At 70.8% G+C, this 22,071-nt stretch carries 18 protein-coding genes; 10 read left to right on the forward strand and 8 right to left on the reverse strand.

Translation table 11 applies throughout. The annotated features are described in order from the left end of the window. Position 1: 1 nt before the first annotated feature. Positions 2–1,267 carry a hypothetical protein gene (locus ACFY2B_RS16900; RefSeq protein WP_390763881.1) on the reverse strand — a complete coding sequence of 422 codons (1,266 nt, stop codon included), beginning with the start codon at positions 1,265–1,267 and terminating at the stop codon, positions 2–4. Between the two features lie 330 nt (positions 1,268–1,597). Between ACFY2B_RS16900 and ACFY2B_RS16905 the strand changes: the two genes are divergently transcribed. The 6 genes from ACFY2B_RS16905 (at position 1,598) to ACFY2B_RS16930 (ending at position 11,408) form a co-directional block, all read left to right on the forward strand. Next, complete coding sequence (locus ACFY2B_RS16905) at positions 1,598–4,849, forward strand: bifunctional SulP family inorganic anion transporter/carbonic anhydrase (RefSeq protein ID WP_390763882.1); 3,252 nt, start codon at positions 1,598–1,600, stop codon at positions 4,847–4,849. Between the two features lie 891 nt (positions 4,850–5,740). Next, on the forward strand, positions 5,741–7,696 hold the full coding sequence (acs, locus tag ACFY2B_RS16910) for an acetate--CoA ligase (RefSeq protein WP_390763883.1): 1,956 nt from the start codon (positions 5,741–5,743) through the stop codon (positions 7,694–7,696). Between the two features lie 458 nt (positions 7,697–8,154). After that, complete coding sequence (nhaA, locus tag ACFY2B_RS16915) at positions 8,155–9,591, forward strand: Na+/H+ antiporter NhaA (RefSeq protein WP_390763884.1); 1,437 nt, start codon at positions 8,155–8,157, stop codon at positions 9,589–9,591. 90 nt (positions 9,592–9,681) lie between these two features. Further along, the gene (locus ACFY2B_RS16920; RefSeq protein WP_390763885.1) at positions 9,682–10,170 is read left to right on the forward strand and encodes a phage holin family protein; all 489 of its coding nucleotides are present in this window, start codon (positions 9,682–9,684) and stop codon (positions 10,168–10,170) included. Beyond that, positions 10,167–11,090 carry an alpha/beta fold hydrolase gene (locus ACFY2B_RS16925; RefSeq protein WP_390763886.1) on the forward strand — a complete coding sequence of 308 codons (924 nt, stop codon included), beginning with the start codon at positions 10,167–10,169 and terminating at the stop codon, positions 11,088–11,090. Before ACFY2B_RS16920 ends, ACFY2B_RS16925 begins: the two co-directional genes overlap by 4 nt. A 138-nt stretch (positions 11,091–11,228) precedes the next feature. Further along, positions 11,229–11,408, forward strand: coding sequence for a hypothetical protein (locus tag ACFY2B_RS16930; protein ID WP_390763887.1), 180 nt, complete (start codon positions 11,229–11,231; stop codon positions 11,406–11,408). Between the two features lie 126 nt (positions 11,409–11,534). Here the strand turns inward: ACFY2B_RS16930 and ACFY2B_RS16935 are convergent, their stop codons facing one another. The 3 genes from ACFY2B_RS16935 to nth all read right to left on the reverse strand — a co-directional run bounded on the left by ACFY2B_RS16935 (position 11,535) and on the right by nth (position 14,932). After that, positions 11,535–12,734, reverse strand: coding sequence for a MarP family serine protease (locus tag ACFY2B_RS16935; RefSeq protein ID WP_390763888.1), 1,200 nt, complete (start codon positions 12,732–12,734; stop codon positions 11,535–11,537). A gap of 97 nt (positions 12,735–12,831) precedes the next feature. Beyond that, positions 12,832–13,509, reverse strand: a complete 678-nt coding sequence (locus ACFY2B_RS16940; RefSeq protein ID WP_390763889.1) for an NUDIX hydrolase — start codon at positions 13,507–13,509, stop codon at positions 12,832–12,834. A gap of 388 nt (positions 13,510–13,897) precedes the next feature. Then, positions 13,898–14,932 (reverse strand): endonuclease III, encoded by a 1,035-nt coding sequence (gene nth / locus ACFY2B_RS16945; RefSeq protein WP_390764078.1) that lies wholly within the window; start codon positions 14,930–14,932, stop codon positions 13,898–13,900. Between the two features lie 440 nt (positions 14,933–15,372). Between nth and ACFY2B_RS16950 the strand changes: the two genes are divergently transcribed. Together ACFY2B_RS16950 and ACFY2B_RS16955 are read left to right on the forward strand one after the other, a co-directional pair. Then, positions 15,373–16,047, forward strand: coding sequence for a Crp/Fnr family transcriptional regulator (locus ACFY2B_RS16950; protein WP_030734182.1), 675 nt, complete (start codon positions 15,373–15,375; stop codon positions 16,045–16,047). Between the two features lie 210 nt (positions 16,048–16,257). Next, positions 16,258–17,007, forward strand: a complete 750-nt coding sequence (locus ACFY2B_RS16955) for a nucleotidyltransferase (protein WP_390764079.1) — start codon at positions 16,258–16,260, stop codon at positions 17,005–17,007. Positions 17,008–17,282: 275 nt separating this feature from the next. On the opposite strand, the gene ACFY2B_RS16960 is transcribed toward ACFY2B_RS16955, so the two are convergent. From ACFY2B_RS16960 to ACFY2B_RS16975, 4 genes are read right to left on the reverse strand one after another with little or no spacing between them, the layout of a single operon-like run. Next, positions 17,283–18,113 carry an MBL fold metallo-hydrolase gene (locus tag ACFY2B_RS16960; protein WP_390763890.1) on the reverse strand — a complete coding sequence of 277 codons (831 nt, stop codon included), beginning with the start codon at positions 18,111–18,113 and terminating at the stop codon, positions 17,283–17,285. Next, positions 18,110–18,988, reverse strand: a complete 879-nt coding sequence (locus ACFY2B_RS16965) for an NUDIX hydrolase (protein WP_390763891.1) — start codon at positions 18,986–18,988, stop codon at positions 18,110–18,112. Before ACFY2B_RS16965 ends, ACFY2B_RS16960 begins: the two co-directional genes overlap by 4 nt. 55 nt (positions 18,989–19,043) lie before the next feature. Beyond that, the gene (locus tag ACFY2B_RS16970) at positions 19,044–19,508 is read right to left on the reverse strand and encodes a RidA family protein (protein WP_390763892.1); all 465 of its coding nucleotides are present in this window, start codon (positions 19,506–19,508) and stop codon (positions 19,044–19,046) included. Next, positions 19,508–19,663 (reverse strand): DUF4177 domain-containing protein, encoded by a 156-nt coding sequence (locus ACFY2B_RS16975; RefSeq protein ID WP_376524819.1) that lies wholly within the window; start codon positions 19,661–19,663, stop codon positions 19,508–19,510. Before ACFY2B_RS16975 ends, ACFY2B_RS16970 begins: the two co-directional genes overlap by 1 nt. Before the next feature lie 71 nt (positions 19,664–19,734). Between ACFY2B_RS16975 and ACFY2B_RS16980 the strand changes: the two genes are divergently transcribed. Both ACFY2B_RS16980 and ACFY2B_RS16985 read left to right on the forward strand, forming a co-directional pair. Then, entirely contained in the window at positions 19,735–20,712 is a 978-nt protein-coding gene (locus ACFY2B_RS16980; RefSeq protein ID WP_390763893.1) for an ArsA family ATPase, read from the forward strand. After that, on the forward strand, positions 20,709–22,055 hold the full coding sequence (locus tag ACFY2B_RS16985; RefSeq protein ID WP_390763894.1) for an ArsA family ATPase: 1,347 nt from the start codon (positions 20,709–20,711) through the stop codon (positions 22,053–22,055). Before ACFY2B_RS16980 ends, ACFY2B_RS16985 begins: the two co-directional genes overlap by 4 nt. Positions 22,056–22,071: the final 16 nt, after the last annotated feature.

Raw genomic sequence — 22,071 nt, forward strand, 5'->3', positions numbered from 1 at the left:
GTTACTGCTTGACCGCCGACGCGCCGGGCGCTCCCTTCGGGGCCGGGGCGGGGCGGGCCGAAAGGAAGGACGCCCAGTCCTGCTTGGGCGCCTGGCCCACCTCCAGGGTGCGCAGCTTGGCCAGCGTCTGCGGGTCCTGGGCGTCCAGCCAGTCGGCCAGTTGCCGGAAGGACACACAGCGCACCTCCGGCTTGTTGCACACCTGTTCCACGACCTCGTCGATGGCACGCATGTAGGTGCCGCCGTTCCAGGACTCGAAGTGGTTGCCGATCACCAGGGGGGCGCGGTTGCCGTTGTAGGCCCGGTTGAAGCCCTGGAGCAGGCCGTCCCGCATCTGATCGCCCCAGTAGTCGTGCTTGTCGGGGTCGCCCTGGGTCGAGGTGCCGGACTGAGCGGTCATGAAGTTGTAGTCCATGGTCAGCTGCTCGTAGGTGTGGCCGGGGAAGGGAACGAGCTGCATGGACAGGTCCCACAGCCCCTCCTTCTTCTTGGGCCAGACCTGGTTGTTGACACCGCTGGTGTCGTAGCGGAAGCCCAGCTCACGGGCCGCCTTCATGAAGTTCTTCCGGCCTTCGAGGCAGGGGGTGCGGGCGCCGATCAGCTCCTTGTCGTAGTCGAAGGGCAGCGGCGCCGACTTCGACAGACCGCTGTTGGTCTTCCAGTTCTTCACAAACTGCTTGGCCTGGGCGATCTCGCTCTTCCAGTCCTCCACCGACCACTCGCCGACCCCGCCGTCGGGGCCGCAGAAGTGGCCGTTGAAGTGGGTGCCGATCTCGTTGCCCTCCAGCCAGGCGAGGCGCAGTTGCTTGAGGGTGTCGGTGATCCCCTGCTCATCGTTGAAACCGATGTCGGAGCGGCCCGGTGAGTGCTGCGGAGGACGGTAGAGGTCGCGTTTCTCCTCCGGCAGCATGTAGACGCCGCTGAGGAAGTACGTCATGGTCGCGTTGTTGGCCTTGGCGACCTTGCGGAAGTGGGAGAACAGCTTCTGGCTGTCTTCGCCGGCACCGTCCCAGGAGAACACCACGAACTGCGGTGGCTTCTCGCCGGACTTGAGCCGCTCGGGTCTGGGCAGGTGGGGCTGCGCCCCGGTGTAGGCGGTGGATCCGTCGCCGATGAGACGGAGCACGCTGTTGGGCGCCGGCGCCCCTTGCTGCGGGCCGGGCGCCCCCTCCTTCGAACGGTCGGAGCCGGTCGCGCAACCGGCGAGCGACGCGGCACACGCCGCGGCGACCATGGCGCCCGCGGCGATCCTCTGGGGGGTGGCCATGTTCCGCCCACCTTCTTCCTTCTCTCAGGCAAACGCTGGTCGGGCGTTTTCTGGTGATGTGCCGGGTTGTGCCGACAGCGCCGCCAAGGTCGCACGGGATCGAGAAGGAATTAATACGACAAGCCGATAAGCCGAGCACTTCACCTCAACAGGTGAAGCTGTGCCCCATTTGCACAGAAAATACCTACATGGCCTTTACTCTGAATTACTATTCATTTACCCAACATTGGTACATGCCGCCGCTGCACGCCGTGCCCCACGGCCATGCCCGCCCCCGTCGTCGACGGGACCCCCTTCCGCGACCGCGCTGCCCCGGAGGAGACGGGAAACATGTCAGCCTGCGTCCACACCCAGCCCCAGCACCTGCACCCACCACACAGCCCGCCGCCGGGCCCGGCCCGCCGGTTCCGCATCGCGGGTGCCGACCTGTCCGCATCGGTCGCGGTCTTCCTGATCGCGCTCCCGCTGTCCCTCGGCATCGCCCTCGCCACCGGCGCCCCGCTCCAGGCAGGTCTGGTCGCCGCCGCCGTCGGCGGGATCGTCGCCGGACGGCTCGGCGGCAGCCCGCTCCAGGTCAGCGGCCCGGCCGCCGGACTCACGGTCGTCACCGCCGACCTGATCCACCGCTACGGATGGCGTACGACGTGCGCCATCACCGTCCTCGCCGGCCTCGCCCAACTGGGCCTGGGCTGCCTGCGCGTGGCCCGGACCGCCCTCGCCGTCAGCCCTGCCGTGGTGCACGGCATGCTCGCCGGCATCGGCCTGACCATCGCCATCGCCCAGTTGCACGTAGTGCTGGGGGGCACCCCGCAGAGCGCCGTCATCGACAACATCGTCGCGCTGCCCGCCCAGTTGGCCGGACTGCATCCCGGCGCGGTGTCGATGAGCGCCCTGACCCTGGCCCTGCTCCTGACCTGGCCACGGCTGCCCGGCAGACCGGGCCGGCTGCTGCGCAAGATCCCAGCCGCCCTCGTGGCCGTCACCGGCGCCACCGCGACCGCCGCACTCTCCGGGCTCGTCCTGCCCACGGTCGACCTGCCGTCCTGGAGCAGCCACGCCCTGGCCGGGCTGCCCGAGGGGCCGGTGCTCGGGCTGGCCGCCGCCGTCTTCACCACCACACTGGTGTGCAGCGTGCAGTCGTTGCTCGGCGCGGTCGCCGTGGACAAGATGGCCGCAGCCCGCCGCGGACCGAAACCCCACGTCGGCCGCTCCGACCTGGACCGGGAACTACTCGGACAGGGCTCGGCCAACATCGTCTCCGGGGCGCTCGGCGGGCTGCCGGTCGCGGGCGTGGCGGTGCGAAGTTCGGCGAATGTGCAATCCGGTGCCGTGAGCCGGAACTCCACGATGCTGCACGGCGTTTTCGTAGTAGTCGCCGCGCTGCTGATGGTTCCGGTCCTGGACCTCATCCCGCTCGCCTCACTCGCCGCCCTGGTGATGGCCGTCGGCATCCAGATGGTGTCGCTGCACCACATTCGCACGGTGACCCGCCACAGAGAAGTGCTGGTGTACGCCGTCACCACACTCGGCGTGGTGTTCCTGGGCGTCCTGGAGGGCGTGGTGTTCGGCGTCGCCGTGGCCGTCGCCGTCGCCATGCACCGCCTGACGCGCACCCGTATCACGCATGAAGAGAAGGGAGGGGTCCATCACGTACATGTACGCGGACAGTTGACGTTCCTGGCGGTGCCCCGGCTCAGCCGAGCCCTGCATCTCGTACCCCAAGGCGCCTACGCCGTGGTGGAGTTGGACGGTTCGTTCATGGACCACGCGGCGTACGAGTCACTGCAGGACTGGCGGACCTCGCACACCGGGCAGGGCGGCACCGCCGAGCTGACCGGCTGCCGCACGGGGCTGCGGTCCAGCGCGCGGACCGCCTCCACCGAATGCCACTGCCGGCCCTGGACGCCATGGCGCAACCACCAGTGCGTCATGCCGTCCGGCGGTCAAGGCGGGCATGGCGGTCAGGGCGATCGGGTGCGTCTGCGAGGTGACGGCAACAGCAGAGGCCGGGCTCCTGATGAGGCTGGGGCGCTGGACGGCAACAGCAATGGGCACTTGGCTTCGGATGGAGTCGGGCTGGCGGGCATCGGCAGCGGGCAGCTGGCTCCGGATGGGGTCGGACAGAGGGGAGGCAGCGGCAACGGACATTCGGCCTCTGACGGGACCGGGCAGAGGGGAGGCAGCGGCAACGGCGCAGCGGGTGGCGTCGGCAGTCGGGACGGCGTCGGTGACGGAAGAAATGGCTTCGCTGGGGGCGACAGCGGCGGCGGAGGCGGCGATTCCGGCGCCAGCACCGCCCCGGCCGTCGCTGGCTCCGGCTCCGGCTCCGCCCTGGACTCGGCAGTTTCCGGCGTCAGTATCGGTGTGCGGCCAGATATCGGTACGGGCTCAGGGGGCGGTGCGGGCCCGGGAGGCGGTGCGGATTCGAGTTCAGGCTCGGGCTCGGCTGCGGGATCGGAAGCGGTCCCAGGATCGGGAGCGGACCGGGAATCGAAAGCAGGAGCGGGCTCTGGCTCGGCAGCCGGGGCAGGCCCTGGCTCAGTAGCCGGTTCGGTCACGGGCTCCGATTCGGTGGCTGGTTCGGCGACAGGAGCGGCAGGCACAGACACAGGCACAGGCGTGGGCACGGGCACGGGTGCGCGCCCGAACCGGGGCTCGGGCTTCGGTCGGGCCGCGGGCTCGGTCTCCCGGTCGGGCTCGGCCCCCGGTTCGGGCTTGCGCCCGGTCACGGCCTCCGGCTCCGGCTGGGTCTTGGGCTCCGCCTTGGGCTCGCGCTCTGCAGTCGACCCGGGTATCCGCACCGGTGCTCACACAGGCACCGGCGCCCACTTCAGCAACGGTGACCACACCGGCACCGGTGCGGACACCGGCATGGGCGGCGTTGCCGACGCGGCCCGCAGTTCCGGTGGGCATGAACTGGCGCGCGGGATCAGCGCGTTCCAGCGCAACACCGCGCCTCTGGTGCGGAGCGAGCTGGCACGGCTGGCACGGGAGGGGCAGCGTCCGTCCCAACTGTTCCTCACTTGCGCCGACTCCCGGCTCGTCACGTCGATGATCACCTCCAGTGGTCCCGGTGACCTCTTCGTCGTCCGCAACGTCGGAAACCTGGTGCCGCTGCCCGGCGCGGAGGGCGGCGACGACTCGGTCGGCGCCGCGATCGAGTACGCGGTGGATGTGCTGAAGGTGCGCTCCATCACGGTGTGCGGGCACTCCGGGTGCGGAGCCATGCAGGCGCTGCTCGACTCCGCCCCGGAGGACGGGCGGTCGCCGCTCGGCCGGTGGCTGCGTCACGGGCAGCCGAGCCTGCTGCGGATGGCCGACGGCAGCCGTCCGCACCCGCGGCTGGCCGGGCGGACGCCGGCCGACGCGGTGGAACAGCTCTGCCTGACCAATGTGGTCCAGCAACTCGAGCATCTCCAAGCCCATGATTCGGTGGCCAGGGCGCGGGCGGCGGGTGCGCTGGAGTTGCACGGGATGTATTTCCACGTGGGCGAGGCACAGGCGTATCTGCTCCGTGGCGCGAGCGGGGAGGAGGTGTTCCAGCACGTGCCCGGGACGGAGGAGTTGCCCAGCCCCGCGTGACCGGGGCGGGGGGTCGGGCAACGTAAGCCGTGCGGGCCGGCACGCCCTGAGCCCGGCGGGCCAGCGCCGGGGTCAAGGCGCAGTGAGCGGGGTGGGGTGGGCGGGGGAGGGGAGGGGAGGGGAAAGGGAACGAAAGAAGAACAGCAGCAAGTGTGCGATCGCAGGCGTCACAAGCATCACAGGAGTCACTCACATCACAGTCCAGGGCCGCCCGTCCCCGGACTGTCCGGGCTCCGCCAACTTCCGACCACCGCCAGCAGCCCCGGACCTGGCCGACACGAGACACGGCCCTACGCCCTACGCCCAACCCAACCGCGCCCGCGCCCGCGCTCTCGCCCTCGCCCTCGCCCTCGCCCTCGCCGAATCCCGCCACACCGCACAGGCACCGGGTCGACACCACTCCAGATGGTGCCCGCATCACCGCACGCACGACACCACACGCCGCCGCACCCCGCCACGCCCCAGCCACACCCCATCTCGCACCCCACCGCCCCACCGCCCCACCGTCAACCGCCATACCCGTCAACACCGTGCGTCCCAGTAGTGGTCTTCGCAGCGCGGCGCTCCCGATGTCGAAGGTCCGACGTGGGAAGTCCATGCCGACCGGCCCGATACCAGTAAGCCCATGTCGGAGGCCCGGACACTGAAAGTCTGGACGCCGAGAGCCCGATGCCGTCCCTGCCTCCTGGTCCCCCTCCGCTCCCCCCGCGATCCCAGCGCCACGTGCTCGACCGCGCAGGTGAACCCGGCCCGGTCGGCGTCCGTGGACGCAGATGGGCGCCACCATCATAGGTCTAAACCAATTGTTCAATTCGGCCCTTGTCATCGCCCCCCGGGTCTGATGAGCTGTGGCCCCGGGACACAACGGACACCCTTCGAAAGGGAGATGTCGTGAGCAACGAAAGCCTGGCCAACCTCTTGAAGGAGGAGCGACGCTTCGCGCCGCCCGCTGACCTGGCCGCGCACGCCAACGTCACGGCAGAGGCGTACGAACAGGCCAAGGCTGACAGGCTCGGCTTCTGGGCCGAGCAGGCCCGCCGGCTGACCTGGGCCGTGCAGCCCACGGAGACGCTGGACTGGTCGAACCCGCCGTTCGCCCAGTGGTTCAAGGACGGCCGGCTCAACGTCGCATACAACTGCGTGGACCGTCATGTCGAGGCGGGGCACGGCGACCGGGTCGCGATTCACTTCGAGGGCGAGCCCGGCGACAGCCGCGCGATCACCTACGCCGAGCTGAAGGACGAGGTCTCCAAGGCCGCCAACGCGCTGCTGGAGTTGGGGGTCCGCGCGGGTGACCGGGTCGCGATCTACATGCCGATGATTCCGGAGACGGCGATCGCGATGCTGGCCTCGGCCCGTATCGGCGCCGCGCACTCGGTCGTCTTCGGCGGCTTCTCGGCGGACGCGCTCGCCACCCGCATCCAGGACGCCGACGCCAAGGTCGTCATCACCTCCGACGGCGGCTGGCGGCGCGGCAAGCCGTCCGCGCTCAAGCCGGCCGTGGACGACGCGATCGAGCGCGTGGACAACGTGGAGCACGTGCTGGTCGTCCGCCGCACCGGCCAGGAGGTCGCCTGGCACGACGAGCGCGACGTGTGGTGGCACGAGATCGTCGAGCGGCAGTCCGCCGAGCACACGCCGGAGGCGTTCGAGGCGGAGCACCCGCTGTTCATCCTCTACACGTCCGGCACGACGGGTAAGCCGAAGGGCATCCTGCACACCTCGGGCGGCTACCTCACGCAGGCGGCTTACACCCACCACGCCGTCTTCGACCTCAAGCCGGAGACGGACGTGTACTGGTGCACGGCCGACGTCGGCTGGGTGACCGGGCACTCGTACATCGTCTACGGGCCGCTCGCCAACGGCGCCACCGAGGTCATGTACGAGGGCACGCCGGACACCCCGCACCAGGGCCGGTTCTGGGAGATCGTGCAGAAGTACGGGGTGACGATCCTGTACACGGCGCCGACCGCCATCCGCACGTTCATGAAGTGGGGCGACGACATCCCCGCGAAGTTCGATCTCAGCAGCCTGCGTGTGCTGGGGTCCGTGGGCGAGCCGATCAACCCCGAGGCTTGGGTCTGGTACCGCAAGCACATCGGGGCCGACCGGACCCCGGTCGTGGACACCTGGTGGCAGACCGAGACCGGCGCGATGATGATCTCCCCGTTGCCCGGTGTGACCGAGGCCAAGCCGGGCTCCGCGCAGCGACCGCTGCCCGGCATCTCCGCCACGGTCGTGGACGACGACGCGAACGAGGTGCCCAACGGCGGCGGTGGCTATCTCGTGCTCACCGAGCCGTGGCCGTCGATGCTGCGCACCATCTGGGGTGACGACCAGCGGTTCCTGGACACCTACTGGTCTCGGTTCGAGGGCAAGTACTTCGCCGGTGACGGGGCGAAGAAGGACGAGGACGGGGACATCTGGCTCCTCGGCCGCGTCGACGACGTGATGCTCGTGTCCGGGCACAACATCTCCACGACCGAGGTCGAGTCCGCGCTGGTCTCCCACCCGTCGGTCGCCGAGGCGGCCGTGGTTGGCGCGGCTGACGAGACGACGGGGCAGGCGATCGTCGCCTTCGTGATCCTGCGCGGTACGGCGTCCGAGGACGAGAGCCTGGTCAACGACCTGCGCAACCACGTCGGCGCCACGCTCGGTCCCATCGCCAAGCCGAAGCGGATCCTGCCGGTGGCGGAACTGCCGAAGACCCGCTCCGGCAAGATCATGCGCCGTCTGCTGCGCGACGTCGCGGAGAACCGCCAGCTCGGCGACGTCACCACGCTGACGGACTCGACCGTCATGGACCTCATCCAGCAGAAGCTCCCGGCAGCACCCAGCGAGGACTGAGCACCAGGCGGAAGCACCACGGCCGGAGAAGGCCCAGCACCACCGACAGGGGCGCCCGAGAGCGGGGCGCCCCTGTTGCGTACGTACTTGTCCCGTACGGCTTGCCGTGCGCAGGGCTCGCACCGCGTACGGCTTGCCGTACGGAGGACTCGTACCGCGTACGGCTTGCCGTACGTAGGACTCATACCACGTACGGCTTGCCATGCGTGGCGCCGACGACGGTGCACAGCCCAACCGCGCCGCCGCCGCCACCGACCGCGCCAACCACACCGGCCACACCGGCCACACCGGCCACACCGACCAACCCCATTTGTACAGAGAGCGAAGATCACCCGAAAGGCCCGTCAGTGCGTCGAGTAAAATACGGAAAGCGTTAAAATTCGAAAAGGTTTGCAAGGTGCGCCGGGAAGTCTGGTCGGCATGTGTTCTGCCGTGCCCACCCACCGGAGGTCTCCCCCGTGACCGCGCCCCGCACCACCACCGCCCGCAAGGTCCTCGGCCGGCTGTCGCTGCCCGAGCGGAGGTTCGTCGCGGACGCCCTGCGGACCGAGACGGTGGGCGGCGTCCTGCTGCTGGCCGCCGCGATCGCCGCGCTGATCTGGGCGAACATTCCGGCGCTGGGGCACAGCTACACGAGCGTCAGCCATTTCCACCTGGGACTCGCGCCCCTCGGCCTGAACCTCTCCGTCGCACACTGGGCCGCCGACGGACTGCTGGCGGTCTTCTTCTTCGTCGCCGGTATCGAACTCAAACGTGAACTGGTCGCCGGTGACCTGCGGGACCCGAAGGCCGCCGTGCTGCCCGTCATCGCGGCGCTGTGCGGAATGGCCGCGCCCGCCCTCGTCTACACCCTCACCAATCTGGCCGACGGCGGCTCACTCCGGGGCTGGGCCGTGCCGACCGCCACCGACATCGCGTTCGCGCTGGCCGTGCTCGCGGTCATCGGCACCTCCCTGCCCAGCGCCCTGCGCGCCTTCCTGCTGACACTCGCCGTCGTCGACGACCTGTTCGCGATCCTGATCATCGCCGTCTTCTACACCAGCCGGCTCGACTACGCGGCGCTCGGCGGCGCGGTGGCCGGGCTCGTCGTCTACTGGCTGCTGCTGCGCAAGGGAGTGCGCGGCTGGTACGTGTACGTACCGCTCGCGGTCGTGATCTGGACCCTGATGTACAAGAGCGGCGTCCACGCGACCATCGCGGGCGTCGCGATGGGCCTGATGCTGCGTTGCACCACCCACGAGGGTGAAGACCGGTCACCCGGCGAGCGGATCGAGCATCTCGTGCGCCCGCTGTCGGCAGGGCTCGCCGTGCCGCTGTTCGCGTTGTTCAGCGCCGGCGTGTCCGTCTCGGCGCGCGCGCTCGGGGACGTGTTCACCCAGCCGGAGACCCTGGGCGTGGTGCTCGGCCTGGTCGTCGGCAAGACGGTCGGCATCTTCGGCGGCACCTGGCTGACCGCGCGCTTCACCCGGGCCTCGCTCAGCGACGACCTCGCCTGGGCCGACGTGTTCGCGCTCGCCTCCCTCGCCGGCATCGGCTTCACCGTGTCGCTGCTCATCGGGGAACTCGCCTTCGTCGGCGACGCGGTGCTGACCGACGAGGTCAAGGCGGCCGTACTGAGCGGATCGCTGATCGCGGCCCTGGGCGCGACGGTGCTGCTGAAGATCCGCAACGCCAAGTACCGCCGGTTGTGCGCGGAGGAGGAACGGGACGAGGACAGCGACGGCATCCCGGACGTCTACGAGGAGGACGACCCCGCCTACCACCTGCGCATGGCCGACATCCACGAGCGCAAGGCAGCCGAGCACCGGCGCCTGGCCCGGGAGATGACCGACGCACGCCACGGGCGTGCCGAAGTGCCGGGCGGGGCAGGCGAGGAGAACGGCCGTCCGGCATGATCTGACGAGACGGTACAAATTACGGGACCGTACGCAGTCAGGCAGAAGACGGATCCGTACGCGCGGCGTACGCAGGAGAGGGAGACCGCGATGAGCGCACCCGACGGCAGCCCGGTCGGCGCCGAACGCAGCATCGGCCAGCTGGTCGCCTCGGCGACCGCCGAGATGTCGGCACTGGTGCACGACGAGATCGCGCTGGCCAAGGCACAGCTCAAGCAGGACGTCAAGCGCGGCGGCGTGGGCACGGGCGCCCTCTCGGTGGCCGCCCTGATCCTGCTGTTCTCGTTGCCGATGCTCAACTTCGCGCTCGCGTACGGCATTCGGACCTGGACCGACTGGAACCTCGCCCTCTGCTTCCTGCTGTCCTTCGCCGCGAACGTCCTGGTCGCCGTCCTTCTCGCGCTGATCAGCATCTACTTCTTCAAGAAGGCCAAGAAGGGCAAGGGCCCGCAGAAGGTGGCCGCGTCCATGAAGGAGACGGCGGGCGTCCTGCAGAACGCCAAGCCGCACCCGCGCCCGGAGCTGCCGCACGACCGGGTGCCCGAGGCCATCGAGGCTGTGGCACGCTCGTCGTCATGACGGACCCCGCCGCTTATACGGCCGTACGGATCGAAGGTCCCTGGACGCACCGGGACGTCGCGGCGAACGGCGCCCGTTTCCACATGGCGGAGCTGGGCGACGGTCCGCTCGTCCTGTTGCTGCACGGCTTCCCGCAGTTCTGGTGGACCTGGCGGCAGCAACTGGTCGCCCTCGCCGACGCGGGCTTCCGTGCCGTGGCCATGGACCTGCGCGGCGTGGGCGGCAGCGACCGCACGCCGCGCGGCTACGATCCCGCCAACCTCGCCCTGGACGTGACCGGCGTGATCCGCTCCCTGGGCGAACCGGACGCCGCCGTGGTCGGCCACGACCTGGGCGGCTATCTGGCGTGGACGGCCGCCGCGATGCGTCCCAAGCTGGTCCGGCGCCTTGCGGTCGTCTCGATGCCGCACCCGCGGCGCTGGCGTTCCGCGATGCTGCGGGACGCCCGGCAGACGGTCGCCGGGTCCTACATCTGGGGCTTCCAGCGGCCGTGGATCCCCGAACGGCAGCTCACCGCCGACGACGGCGCGCTGGTGGGCCGGCTGATCCGGGACTGGTCCGGGCCGCAGTCCCCGGACGGGCAGGCGGTGGAGACGTACCAGCGCGCGATGTGCATCCCGTCCACCGCACACTGCGCGATCGAGCCGTACCGCTGGATGGTGCGGTCGCTGGCCCGCCCGGACGGTATCCAGTTCAACCGCCGTATGAAGCGGCCGGTGCGGGTGCCCACCCTGCATCTGCACGGCTCGCTGGACCCGGTGGTGCGCACACGGAGCGCGGCCGGCTCGGGCGAGTACGTCGAAGCGCCCTACCGCTGGCGGCTGTTCGACGGTCTGGGACACTTCCCGCACGAGGAGGACCCGGCCGGTTTCTCCGCCGAACTCGTCAATTGGCTGAAAGATCCCGAACCCGACAGGTGAAGGCGCCGATGCGCCCGGTATCCGGACCTGAACAGCTGTCCTACGGACGGCCTACGGACGGCCACATGCCTGCCGCATAGGCCAATTGAGGGTCTTCGGGGCGGTTATCGACCTTGGGGCAGGGGCAGACGTCCCGGTATGGGATGGACGCACGACTACAGTGACGCACCCCGCAACCGTCGCTCGACGGGTGGTCTGGACCACCGTCGGCCGGGCACGCCCCAGGCGTCGGACACGGACCTCCGGGTAGGAATTCCGCGCATCCTGCGCCGCCGGGCCCGCTGGGTCTCGGTGCGTCTGCGTCACTCCCGCGGCTGACGGTCCCACCAGGTCCTGCGGGGCACGGTTACCGGTGCCCCGAAGGCCGGTGTCCGGCGGGGACCAACCACCGGCGCCCAGCCGGGCACTGCCACCGGTGTCCAGCAGGGCACTGCCATCGGTGTCCTACAGGGCACAGTGGTCGGTTCCCACCTGCTGGTTCGCCGTGATCCCCTGGGTGATGTCCTGCTGGATCTCGTCCGCCGTGAGCGCGTACCCGGTGTCGGCGTCGTCGAGGGACTTCGCGAACACCACGCCGTACACCTTGCCGTCCGGCGTGAGCAGCGGACCACCGGAGTTGCCCTGGCGGACGGTCGCGTACAGGGAGTAGATGTCGCGGCGGACGGTTCCGCGGTGGTAGATGTCCGGACCGTTGGCCGTGATGCGGCCGCGCACGCGCGCGGCACGGACGTCGTACGACCCGTTCTCCGGGAAGCCCGCGACGATCGCGCTGTCGCCGCTCGCCGCGTCCTGGGAGGTGAACCGCAGGGCTGGGGCGTCGAGGTCCGGTACGTCGAGTACGGCGATGTCGCGCCGCCAGTCGTAGAGGACGACCTTCGCGTCGTACCTGCGGCCGACCCCGCCTATCTGCACGGTGGGCTCGTCGACGCCGCCGACGACGTGCGCGTTGGTCATGACCCGGCGGTCGGCGAAGACGAAGCCCGTGCCCTCCAGGACCTTTCCGCAGCTCTGGGCGGTGCCCACGACCTTCACGATGGAGCGCTGGGCGTGGGTGGCCACGGCGCTGCCCGCCAGTGCCGGGTCGGGCGGCTGGACGTCGGTGATCGGCTCGTTCGAGAACGGGCTGAAGACCTGCGGGAAGCCGTTCTGCGCGAGGACCGTGGAGAAGTCGGCGAACCAGGTGTCGGCCTGCGCGGGCAGCGCCCGGGAGACACCGAGGAGCACCTTGGAGCTGCGGACCTCCTTGCCGAGCGTCGGCAGCGTCGTACCCGCGAGGGCCGAGCCGATCAGCCAGGCGACCAGCAGCATCGCGACGACGTTGACGAGCGCGCCGCCCGTCGCGTCCAGGGCACGGGCCGGGGACCATGTGATGTACCGGCGCAGCTTGTTGCCGAGGTGGGTGGTCAGGGCCTGCCCGACGGAGGCGCAGACGATGACGACGACGACCGCGACGACGGCCGCGGTCGTGTTGACCTGGGCGTGGTCCGTGATGGCGGCCCAGATCACGGGCAGCAGGTAGACCGCGACAAGACCGCCGCCGAGGAAGCCGATCACCGACAGGATGCCGACGACGAAGCCCTGGCGATAGCCCACGATCGCGAACCAGACGGCAGCGACCAGCAGCAGGATGTCCAGCACATTCACTTGTTCAGGAACCTCGCCTCGTCACGCTCCGGTCCGACCGGCACGGCCGGAGTGCCGAGGGAAGCCCCCGGGATAGCACAGCACGGAGGCCACCCTGTCATGCCCGCCCGTCGAGCGGGACCTGCCTGTCCCCGTCCCAGGGCCGCTCCCAGCCCGCGTAGTGCAGCAGGCGGTCGATGATTCCGGCGGTGAACCCCCACACCAGCGCCGATTCGACCAGGAATGCCGGGCCTCGGTGGCCGCTCGGGTGGACCGTGGTGGCTCTGTTGGCGGGTTCCGTGAGATCTGCCACGGGGACCGTGAAGACCCGCGCGGTCTCGTTCGGGTCGACGACACCGACCGGGCTGGGCTCGCGCCACCAGCCGAGCACCGGTGTCACGACGAATCCGCTGACCGGGATGTACAGCTTGGGCAGCACACCGAAGATCTGGACGCCCGCGGGATCGAGCCCGGTCTCCTCCTCGGCCTCGCGGAGAGCGGCCCGCAGCGGCCCGTCGGCCGTCGGGTCGCCGTCCTCGGGGTCGAGGGCGCCACCGGGGAAGGCGGGCTGGCCGGCGTGCGAGCGCAGCGAACTCGCGCGCTCCATGAGCAGCAGCTCGGGGCCCCGCTGTCCGTCGCCGAACAGGATCAGTACGGCGGACTGTCGTCCGGCCCCGTTCCCCGGCGGCAGGAAGCGGCTGAGCTGTAGCGGCTCGACCGTCTCGACGACGTGTACCACCGGGTCCAGCCAGTCGGGCAGCCCGTCCTTGCTGGGCACCACCGGCGTCTCCGGCATCTCCGGCGTCACCTGCGGATCCCGCGGCCTGCCCGCGCGCGTCCCGTCGGCATTCGCCCCACTGGTACTCGCCCCGCCGGTACTCGCCCCGCCGGTATTCGCCTCGCCGGTATTCGCCTCGCTCGTGTTCGTTCCATTCGCATTCGTACCGTTCGCGTCCGTCCGGATACTGTTCGCCCCGCTCGCCCCGTTCGTCTGCGTCTTCGCCGTCTGCGCCGCTGCCGCCTCCGTCCTTACGGTCGGCGTCTTCGTGGTCTGCGTCTTCGGCGCCTGGGTCTTTGTCGTCTGCCTCTTGCTGGTGTGCGTCATGGCCGCCCCCGTTCTGCCGAATCCAACGCCCCGCGGGTCCGAGATCGTTCCAGCCGGTCAAGGTCCGGTTGACCGAGCCTCATCCGGTGGCCAGTGGAGGCGCCGGCTTGCCGCCCGCGTCGAGGTAGGACTGCGGAGGCTTGAGCCGCTGGCCGGGGAAGCCGCCCTTCTCGTACTTCAGCAGCTTCTTCGCCTTGTCCGGGTCGGTCTCGCCCTCGCCGTACGCCGGACAGAGCGGGGCGATGGGGCAGGCGCCGCAGGCGGGCTTGCGGGCGTGGCAGATGCGGCGGCCGTGCCAGATGACGTGGTGCGACAGATCCGTCCACTCGCTCTTGGGGAACAGCGCGCCGACCGCCGCCTCGATCTTGTCGGGGTCGGTCTCCTCGGTCCACTGCCAGCGCCGCACCAGCCGCTGGAAGTGGGTGTCCACGGTGATCCCGGGCTGCCCGAAGGCGTTGCCGAGGACCACGAAGGCGGTCTTGCGGCCGACCCCGGGAAGCTTGACGAGGTCTTCCAGGCGGCCGGGGACCTCACCGCCGAACTGCTCCGTCAGCGCCGCGGACAGCCCTATGACCGACCTGGTCTTGGCCCGGAAGAAGCCGCACGGCCGGAGGATCTCCTCGACCTCCTCCGGGTTGGCGACCGCCAGGTCCTCGGGTGTGGGGTACTTGGCGAAGAGCGCGGGGGTGGTCTGGTTGACCCTGAGGTCGGTGGTCTGCGCGGACAGGACCGTGGCGACCAGCAACTGGAAGGGGTTCTCGAAGTCCAGCTCGGGGTGGGCGTACGGGTACACCTCGCCGAGTTCGCGGTTGATCCGGCGGGCCCGGCGGACGAGCGCGGTGTGCGACTCGCGCCTCGGCGGCTTCACGACGGGCGCGTTCTCGACGGCGGTTTTCCCGGCGGCCACCTTCTTGCCGGCCGCGTTCTTCACCGCCGTCTTCGTCGTCGCCGTCTTCGCCGTCTTCGCCGTCTTCGCCGTCTTCTTCGCAGCGGTCGCCTTCGCGGCTGCCTTCTTGACGGGTGACTTCTTGGCGGCGGCCTTCTTCACGGGAGCCGCCTTCTTCGCCGATGCCGCATTTTTCGCGGGAACGGCTTTCTTCGCAGAAGGGACCATCTCCGCAGAACCGGCCTCCTCCGCGGAGGCGGCCTTCTTGGCGGACACCGACTTCTTCGAGGGCGCGGCCTTCTTCGCCTGCTCTGCCGCAGCCTCTTTCCCCGAAGACACCTTTTCTCCCGTTTTCACCATTTCCCTACCATCATTCGGCCCCTGTTCGCCCACAGCGGAATCGCGACGTACGTCCACCCGCCCAGCCCCCTTGGCCCGTGCTCTCACCGGCGATTTGGACACCCGGCCAGCCTAGAGCCCGGCACCGACATCTGCCCTGGACCCCCAGGATCAGCCCACGATCGGCCCCCTGCCGCTTACCTCGGTACACCCGTGCGGCATCCTTGTGACAGATCACACTGTTTGGACCGTCCGGCAAAATGGGAAGCACGGTCCCCTGGTACACCGGGGAGCAAGATCCCCTGAGCAGGTCGACAAGGAGAGAACTCGTGGACGACGTTCTGCGGCGCAACCCGCTCTTCGCGGCTCTCGACGACGAGCAGGCCGCGGAGCTGCGTGCCTCCATGAGTGAGGTGACCCTGGCGCGCGGTGACTCCCTCTTCCACGAGGGCGACCCGGGCGACCGGCTCTACGTGGTCACCGAGGGCAAGGTCAAGCTGCACCGCACCTCCCCCGACGGGCGCGAGAACATGCTCGCGGTCGTCGGTCCCGGCGAGCTGATCGGCGAGCTGTCACTGTTCGACCCGGGCCCGCGCACGGCGACCGCGACCGCACTCACCGAGGTCAAGCTGCTCGGTCTCGGCCACGGCGACCTGCAGCCCTGGCTGAACGTACGTCCCGAGGTGGCCGGCGCCCTGCTGCGCGCCGTCGCCCGTCGGCTGCGCAAGACCAACGACGCCATGTCGGACCTCGTCTTCTCCGACGTACCCGGCCGGGTGGCGCGCGCCCTGCTGGACCTCTCCCGCCGCTTCGGCGTGCAGTCCGAGGAGGGCATCCACGTCGTCCACGACCTCACGCAGGAGGAGCTGGCCCAGTTGGTCGGCGCGTCCCGGGAGACCGTGAACAAGGCGCTCGCCGACTTCGCCCAGCGCGGCTGGCTCCGCCTGGAGGCGCGCGCCGTGATCCTGCTGGACGTCGAGCGGCTCGCAAAGCGTTCACGCTGATCCGGCTCACTCCGCGCTGCTGCTGACCCGATGGAAACCGGGCCCGAGGCGGCCGAGGGCGCACATCGCGAAAGCCCCGACCCCAAGGGCGTGCATCGCACGGGTGTCGACCCCGAGGCGGTACGGCACAAGGACCTCGACCCCGAGGCGGTACAGCGCAAGGGCCTCGATCCTGAGGGCGATATCGCGCGCGAAGGCTCCCTCGCGCGCGTGCAGCCCGTCTTCCGCCCCGTCGTGACCGCCGCGCGTGCTCGGCTGCCGGAGGCGTTCGGGGTGCGGCTGCACAGCGCGTACCTCTACGGGTCGATCCCACGCGGCACCGCGCGCGTGGGGCGCAGCGACCTCGATCTGCTGGTGGCGCTGGTGGCCGAACCGGACGACCAGGACCGGGCCGCGGCCCGGGCGCTGGGCGCGGCGATCGACGCCGAGTTCCCCCAGATCGACGGGGTGGGCACGCTGTTGTTCGGCCGGGAGCGGCTGCTGAGCGACGTGGAGCGGCACGACCTGGGCTGGTTCGTGGCCTGCCTGTGCACCCCGCTGCTCGGGGAGGATCTGGCCGGCTGTCTGCCCCGCTACCGGCCCGACTCCCTGCTGGCCCGTGAGACCAACGGCGACCTCGCCCTCCTCCTCCCCCGCTGGCGGGAGCGCATCGCCGCCGTGGACGACACGGAGGCGGCCCGGCGGCCCCTCGTCCGGTTCATGTCCCGGCACCTCGTCCGGACCGCCTTCACCCTCGTCATGCCGCGCTGGAACGGCTGGACCAGCGACCTGCACGAGATGGCCGAGGCGTTCGGCGCGTACTACCCGCGGCGGGCGGCCCACCTGCGGACCGCGGCCGGGTACGGCTACGAGCCGGTCGGCGACCCCGTCGTCCTGCGGGCGTACGTCGACGACATCGGACCGTGGCTCGCGCACGAGTACGCGCGCGTGCACGGCGTGAAGACCCCAAGACCCCGCTGACCCGAACCCGCACCGGCCCGCAGACTCACGACCCCGAGGCCGCCCCCGGAACCGCCCCCGGAACGGCACCGACCGCACCGACCCGGAACCGCACCCTCCCGAAGCCACACCAGCCCCGAGGCCGGATCGTCACGCCCCGAACCGATACCAGGCCGCAGCCTCACACCCCCCGACCGGTACCAGGCCACAGCCTCACGCCCCCGGAACGGCACCGCCCTCCCAGCCGGACAGAACCCAGGCCCGGATCCCCGCACCGCGCTCAGAGCAGCCCGCGCTCAGAGCAGCCCGTGCTCGCGCAAGTACTCCAGTTGGGCCCGGACCGACAGTTCCGCCGCCGGCCACAGGGCGCGGTCCACGTCGGCGTAGACGTGGGCGACGACCTCGGCGGGCGTGCGGTGGCCGTCCTCGACGGCCGTCTCGACCTGGGCGAGCCGGTGGGCCCGGTGGGCGAGATAGAACTCGACGGCGCCCTGGGCGTCCTCCAGGACCGGGCCGTGGCCGGGCAGGACGGTCCGGACGCCGTCGTCGACCGTCAAGGACCGCAGCCGGCGCAGGGAGTCCAGATAGTCGCCGAGGCGGCCGTCGGGGTGCGCCACGACCGTCGTGCCGCGGCCGAGGATCGTGTCCCCGGTGAGCACCGCCCGGTCGGCCGGGAGATGGAAGGACAGCGAGTCGGCGGTGTGGCCGGGGGTGGGGACGACCCGGAGCTCCAGACCGCCGGTGGTGATCACGTCCCCGGCGGCCAGCCCCTCGTCGCCGAGCCGCAGCGCCGGGTCCAGCGCGCGCACCTCGGTGCGGGTCAGTTCGGCGAAGCGGGCGGCGCCCTCCGCGTGGTCGGGGTGGCCGTGGGTGAGCAGGGTCAGCGCGACGCGCCTGCCCGCCCGCTCGGCCGCGTCGACGACCGCGCGGAGGTGACCGTCGTCCAGCGGGCCGGGGTCTATGACCACGGCCAGATCGGAGTCGGGCTCCGCGACGATCCAGGTGTTGGTGCCGTCCAGGGTCATCGCGGACGGGTTGGGTGCCAGCACGTTGACGGTCCGCGCGGTGGCGGGACCCGATATGACGCCGCCCCGGGGCTGGCCGGGCAGGGCTGCCGCGTCGGTCATGCGGGACCTCCGCCGGCGGGGGCGGTCGGAATGTGCTTGGTGAACTCGTCGTGCCCCGGCCAGGCCAGCACGATCTCGTCGTCGGCAAGCCGCGCACGGGCCAGGACGGGCGTCATGTCGCGCGCGGGCGCGGCGGCGAACGCCTCGGCCGCGGTGGCGTACGGGGCCAGCTGCCGCAGGATCGCGATGGTGGGCGGCAGCATCAGCAACTCGCCCCGGTCGTATCCGGCCGCGGCCTCGGCGGGCCCGGTCCACACCGTACGGTCGGCCTCCGTGGAGGCGTTCCGGGTGCGCTGGCCCTGCGGGAGGGCCGCCACGAAGAACCAGGTGTCGTAGCGGCGGGCCTCGAACTCCGGGGTGATCCAGCGGGCCCAGGGGGCCAGCAGGTCGGAGCGCAGCACCAGTCCGCGGCGGTCCAGGAACTCGGCGAAGGACAGCTCGTGGGCGGCCAGGGCGGCGCGGTCCGCCTCCCAGTCCGCGCCGGTGGTGTCGCCGGTCACGGAGTCGGGCGTCGGTCCGGCGAGCAGGACGCCCGCCTCCTCGTACGTCTCCCGGACGGCCGCGCAGACGACCGCCTGGGCTCCCGCCTCGTCGATGCCGAGCCGATCGGCCCACCACGCGCGCGTGGGGCCCGCCCAGCGGACCTGGAGGTCGTCGTCGCGGGGGTCCACACCGCCGCCGGGATACGCGTACGCGCCTCCGGCGAAGGCCATGGAGGCGCGTCTGCGCAGCATGTGGACGGCTGGACCGGCCGCGGCGTCCTTCAGGAGCAGCACCGTGGCCGCGCGCTTCGGGCGCACCGGCGTGAGGGTGCCGTCGGCCAGCGCGCGGATGCGGTCCGGCCACTCCGGTGGGTACCACTGCCCATTCGCCATGGCCGGAGGCTATCCCGGCGCAGGCGAATCTTCGAGGGGTCCCCGGGGCCGGGACTCAGGGCACCAGCTCGACCTGGATCTCCACCTCCACGGGTGCGTCCAGTGGCAGCACGGCGACGCCGACCGCGCTGCGGGCGTGCACGCCCTTGTCGCCCAGGACCGCGGCGAACAGCTCGCTGGCGCCGTTGACGACGCCGGGCTGCCCGGTGAAGTCCGTGGCCGAGGCGACGAAGCCGACGACCTTCACCACGCGCGCGATGCGGTCCAGGTCGCCCGCGACGGACTTGACGGCCGCCAGGGCGTTGAGCGCGCAGGTGCGGGCCAGGTCCTTGGCCTCCTCGGCGGTGACCTCGGCACCCACCTTGCCGGTGACCGGGAGCTTGCCCTCCACCATCGGCAGCTGGCCGGCGGTGTAGACGTACGGGCCGGAGATCACGGCCGGCTGGTAGGCGGCCAGCGGCGGTACGACCTCGGGCAGGGTCAGACCGAGTTCGCCGAGCCGGTCCTCGACGGCGCCCATTACGCCTTCTCCCGCTTCAGGTAGGCAACAAGCTGCTCGGGGTTGGGCCCGGGCACGACCTGGACCAGTTCCCAGCCGTCCTGGCCCCAGGTGTCCAGGATCTGCTTGGTGGCGTGTACGAGCAGCGGCACGGTGGCGTATTCCCACTTCGTCATGCGCCGACTGTAGCGGCTGTTATCCACAGCCTCCCGCGTAGGTGTCGGGCGGACTGGTTAGTCTCGAAGACGTGAGCAGGCTCCAGGTCGTCAGCGGCAAGGGCGGGACCGGAAAGACGACGGTCGCCGCCTCCCTCGCGCTGGCCCTCGCCACCGAGGGAAAGCGGACGCTTCTCGTGGAGGTGGAGGGCAGGCAGGGCATCGCGCAGCTGTTCGAGACGGAGGCGCTGCCCTACGAGGAGCGAAAGATCGCCGTCGCTCCCGGGGGCGGCACGGTGTACGCCCTGGCCATCGATCCCGAACTGGCCCTTCTGGACTACCTCCAGATGTTCTACAAGCTGGGCGGGGCCGGCCGCGCCCTGAAGAAGCTCGGTGCCATCGACTTCGCCACCACCATCGCGCCCGGCCTGCGGGACGTCCTGCTGACCGGAAAGGCGTGCGAGGCGGTGCGCCGCAAGGACAGGAACGGCCGGTTCACGTACGACTACGTCGTCATGGACGCGCCGCCCACCGGACGCATCACCCGTTTCCTGAACGTCAACGACGAGGTGGCCGGGCTGGCGAAGATCGGCCCGATACACAACCAGGCGCAGGCCGTGATGCGGGTGCTGAAGTCCCGGGAGACGGCCGTGCACCTGGTCACGCTCCTGGAGGAGATGCCCGTGCAGGAGACCGCGGACGGCATCGCCGAACTGCGGGCGGCGCGGCTGCCGGTCGGCCGGGTCATCGTGAACATGGTGCGGCCCGAGGTGCTGGACACGACCGGCCTCGATCTCGTGCGGACCGTGCCGCACACCGCCGTGGCCCGTTCGCTGTCGGCCGCCGGCCTGGGCGGGGCGCGGCGCGGCGGGAACGCCGAGCGGCTGGTGGACCCGCTCCTGCGCCAGGCCGCCGAGTACGCCGAGCGGCACGCGCTGGAGCAGGAGCAGCGCGCGGTCCTGGGCGAGCTGGGGCTGCCGCTGCACGAACTGCCGCTGCTCGCCGAGGGCATGGACCTGGCGGGCCTGTACGAACTCGCATCCGAGCTGCGGAATCAGGGGTTGTCATGAGTCCGGACCCGGCCCACGCGCAGGACACCGCCCGTCACCGGCTCTCCCCCACGCGCGTGCTGGACGTCGATCCGCTGCTCGACGACCCCGAGACGCGGATCGTGGTGTGCTGCGGCTCGGGCGGGGTCGGCAAGACCACGACCGCGGCGGCCCTGGGGCTGCGGGCCGCCGAGCGGGGCCGGAAGGTGGTCGTCCTGACCATCGACCCGGCCCGGCGGCTGGCGCAGTCGATGGGCATCGATTCGCTGGACAACGTGCCGCGCCGGGTGAAGGGGACGGACGGCGCCGGCGAGCTGCACGCCATGATGCTCGACATGAAGCGCACCTTCGACGAGGTCGTCGAGGCGCACGCGGACCCCGAGCGGGCCGCCGCGATCCTGGCCAACCCCTTCTACCAGTCGCTCTCGGCGGGCTTCGCGGGCACGCAGGAGTACATGGCGATGGAGAAGCTGGGCCAGCTGCGGGCGAGGGAGGAGTGGGACCTCATCGTCGTCGACACCCCGCCGTCCCGGTCCGCGCTGGACTTCCTGGACGCGCCCAAGCGGCTGGGTTCGTTCCTGGACGGGCGGCTGATCCGGCTGCTGACGGCGCCGGCGAAGCTGGGCGGCCGGGCGGGGATGAAGTTCCTCAACGTCGGCATGTCGATGATGACCGGCACCCTGGGCAAGCTGCTGGGCGGTCAGCTGCTCAAGGACGTACAGACGTTCGTGGCCGCGATGGACACCACCTTCGGCGGGTTCCGTACCCGCGCGGACGCCACGTACAAGCTGCTCCAGGCGCCCGGCACGGCGTTCCTGGTGGTGGCGGCCCCGGAGCGGGACGCGCTGCGCGAGGCCGCGTACTTCGTGGAGCGGCTGGCGGCCGAGAACATGCCGCTGGTCGGTCTGGTGCTCAACCGTGTCCACGGCAGCGGCGCCGACCGGTTGTCGGCCGAGCGTGCGCTCGCCGCCGCGGAAAATCTTGAAGATCCTCGCATTGTGGATCAGAGGGACGGGAAAGCTGGACTTCGTAACTCTCCCGACACGTACGGCAGTTCAGATTCCCCCGCTGTTCCCCCCGCTGCCCCCTCAGCCCCCGCGTCCGAGCCCCGCTCCCCGGGCCCGGAACCGGACGTCGACCAGCTGACCGCGGGTCTGCTGAGACTGCACGCCGACCGCATGCAACTGCTCTCCCGCGAGCAGCGCACGCGTGACCGCTTCGCCGCACGCCATCCCGAGGTGGCCGTGGTGGAAGTGGCCGCGCTCCCCGGAGACGTGCACGACCTCGTGGGGCTGCGGGACATCGGCGACCGGCTCGCGGCCAAGCGGCCGGAGCTGCCCGAAACGCGCGCTGACGACGAGTGAGCGTGCGGCGAGTGCG

The sequence above is a fragment of the Streptomyces sp. NPDC001270 genome, assembly GCF_042896695.1.
In the GTDB taxonomy this organism is placed as follows: Bacteria; Actinomycetota; Actinomycetes; order Streptomycetales; family Streptomycetaceae; genus Streptomyces.

Bases quoted from the DNA above. Each gene is read 5' to 3' on its own strand.
- ACFY2B_RS16900 (WP_390763881.1), bottom strand. From the start codon at position 1,267: ATGGCCACCCCCCAGAGGATCGCCGCGGGCGCCATGGTCGCCGCGGCG.
- ACFY2B_RS16905 (WP_390763882.1), top strand. From the start codon at position 1,598: ATGTCAGCCTGCGTCCACACCCAGCCCCAGCACCTGCACCCACCACAC.
- ACFY2B_RS16920 (WP_390763885.1), top strand. From the start codon at position 9,682: ATGAGCGCACCCGACGGCAGCCCGGTCGGCGCCGAACGCAGCATCGGC.
- ACFY2B_RS16925 (WP_390763886.1), top strand. From the start codon at position 10,167: ATGACGGACCCCGCCGCTTATACGGCCGTACGGATCGAAGGTCCCTGG.
- ACFY2B_RS16930 (WP_390763887.1), top strand. From the start codon at position 11,229: ATGGGATGGACGCACGACTACAGTGACGCACCCCGCAACCGTCGCTCG.
- ACFY2B_RS16940 (WP_390763889.1), bottom strand. From the start codon at position 13,509: ATGCCGGAGACGCCGGTGGTGCCCAGCAAGGACGGGCTGCCCGACTGG.
- nth (WP_390764078.1), bottom strand. From the start codon at position 14,932: ATGGTCCCTTCTGCGAAGAAAGCCGTTCCCGCGAAAAATGCGGCATCG.
- ACFY2B_RS16960 (WP_390763890.1), bottom strand. From the start codon at position 18,113: ATGACCGACGCGGCAGCCCTGCCCGGCCAGCCCCGGGGCGGCGTCATA.
- ACFY2B_RS16965 (WP_390763891.1), bottom strand. From the start codon at position 18,988: ATGGCGAATGGGCAGTGGTACCCACCGGAGTGGCCGGACCGCATCCGC.
- ACFY2B_RS16970 (WP_390763892.1), bottom strand. From the start codon at position 19,508: ATGGGCGCCGTCGAGGACCGGCTCGGCGAACTCGGTCTGACCCTGCCC.
- ACFY2B_RS16975 (WP_376524819.1), bottom strand. From the start codon at position 19,663: ATGACGAAGTGGGAATACGCCACCGTGCCGCTGCTCGTACACGCCACC.
- ACFY2B_RS16985 (WP_390763894.1), top strand. From the start codon at position 20,709: ATGAGTCCGGACCCGGCCCACGCGCAGGACACCGCCCGTCACCGGCTC.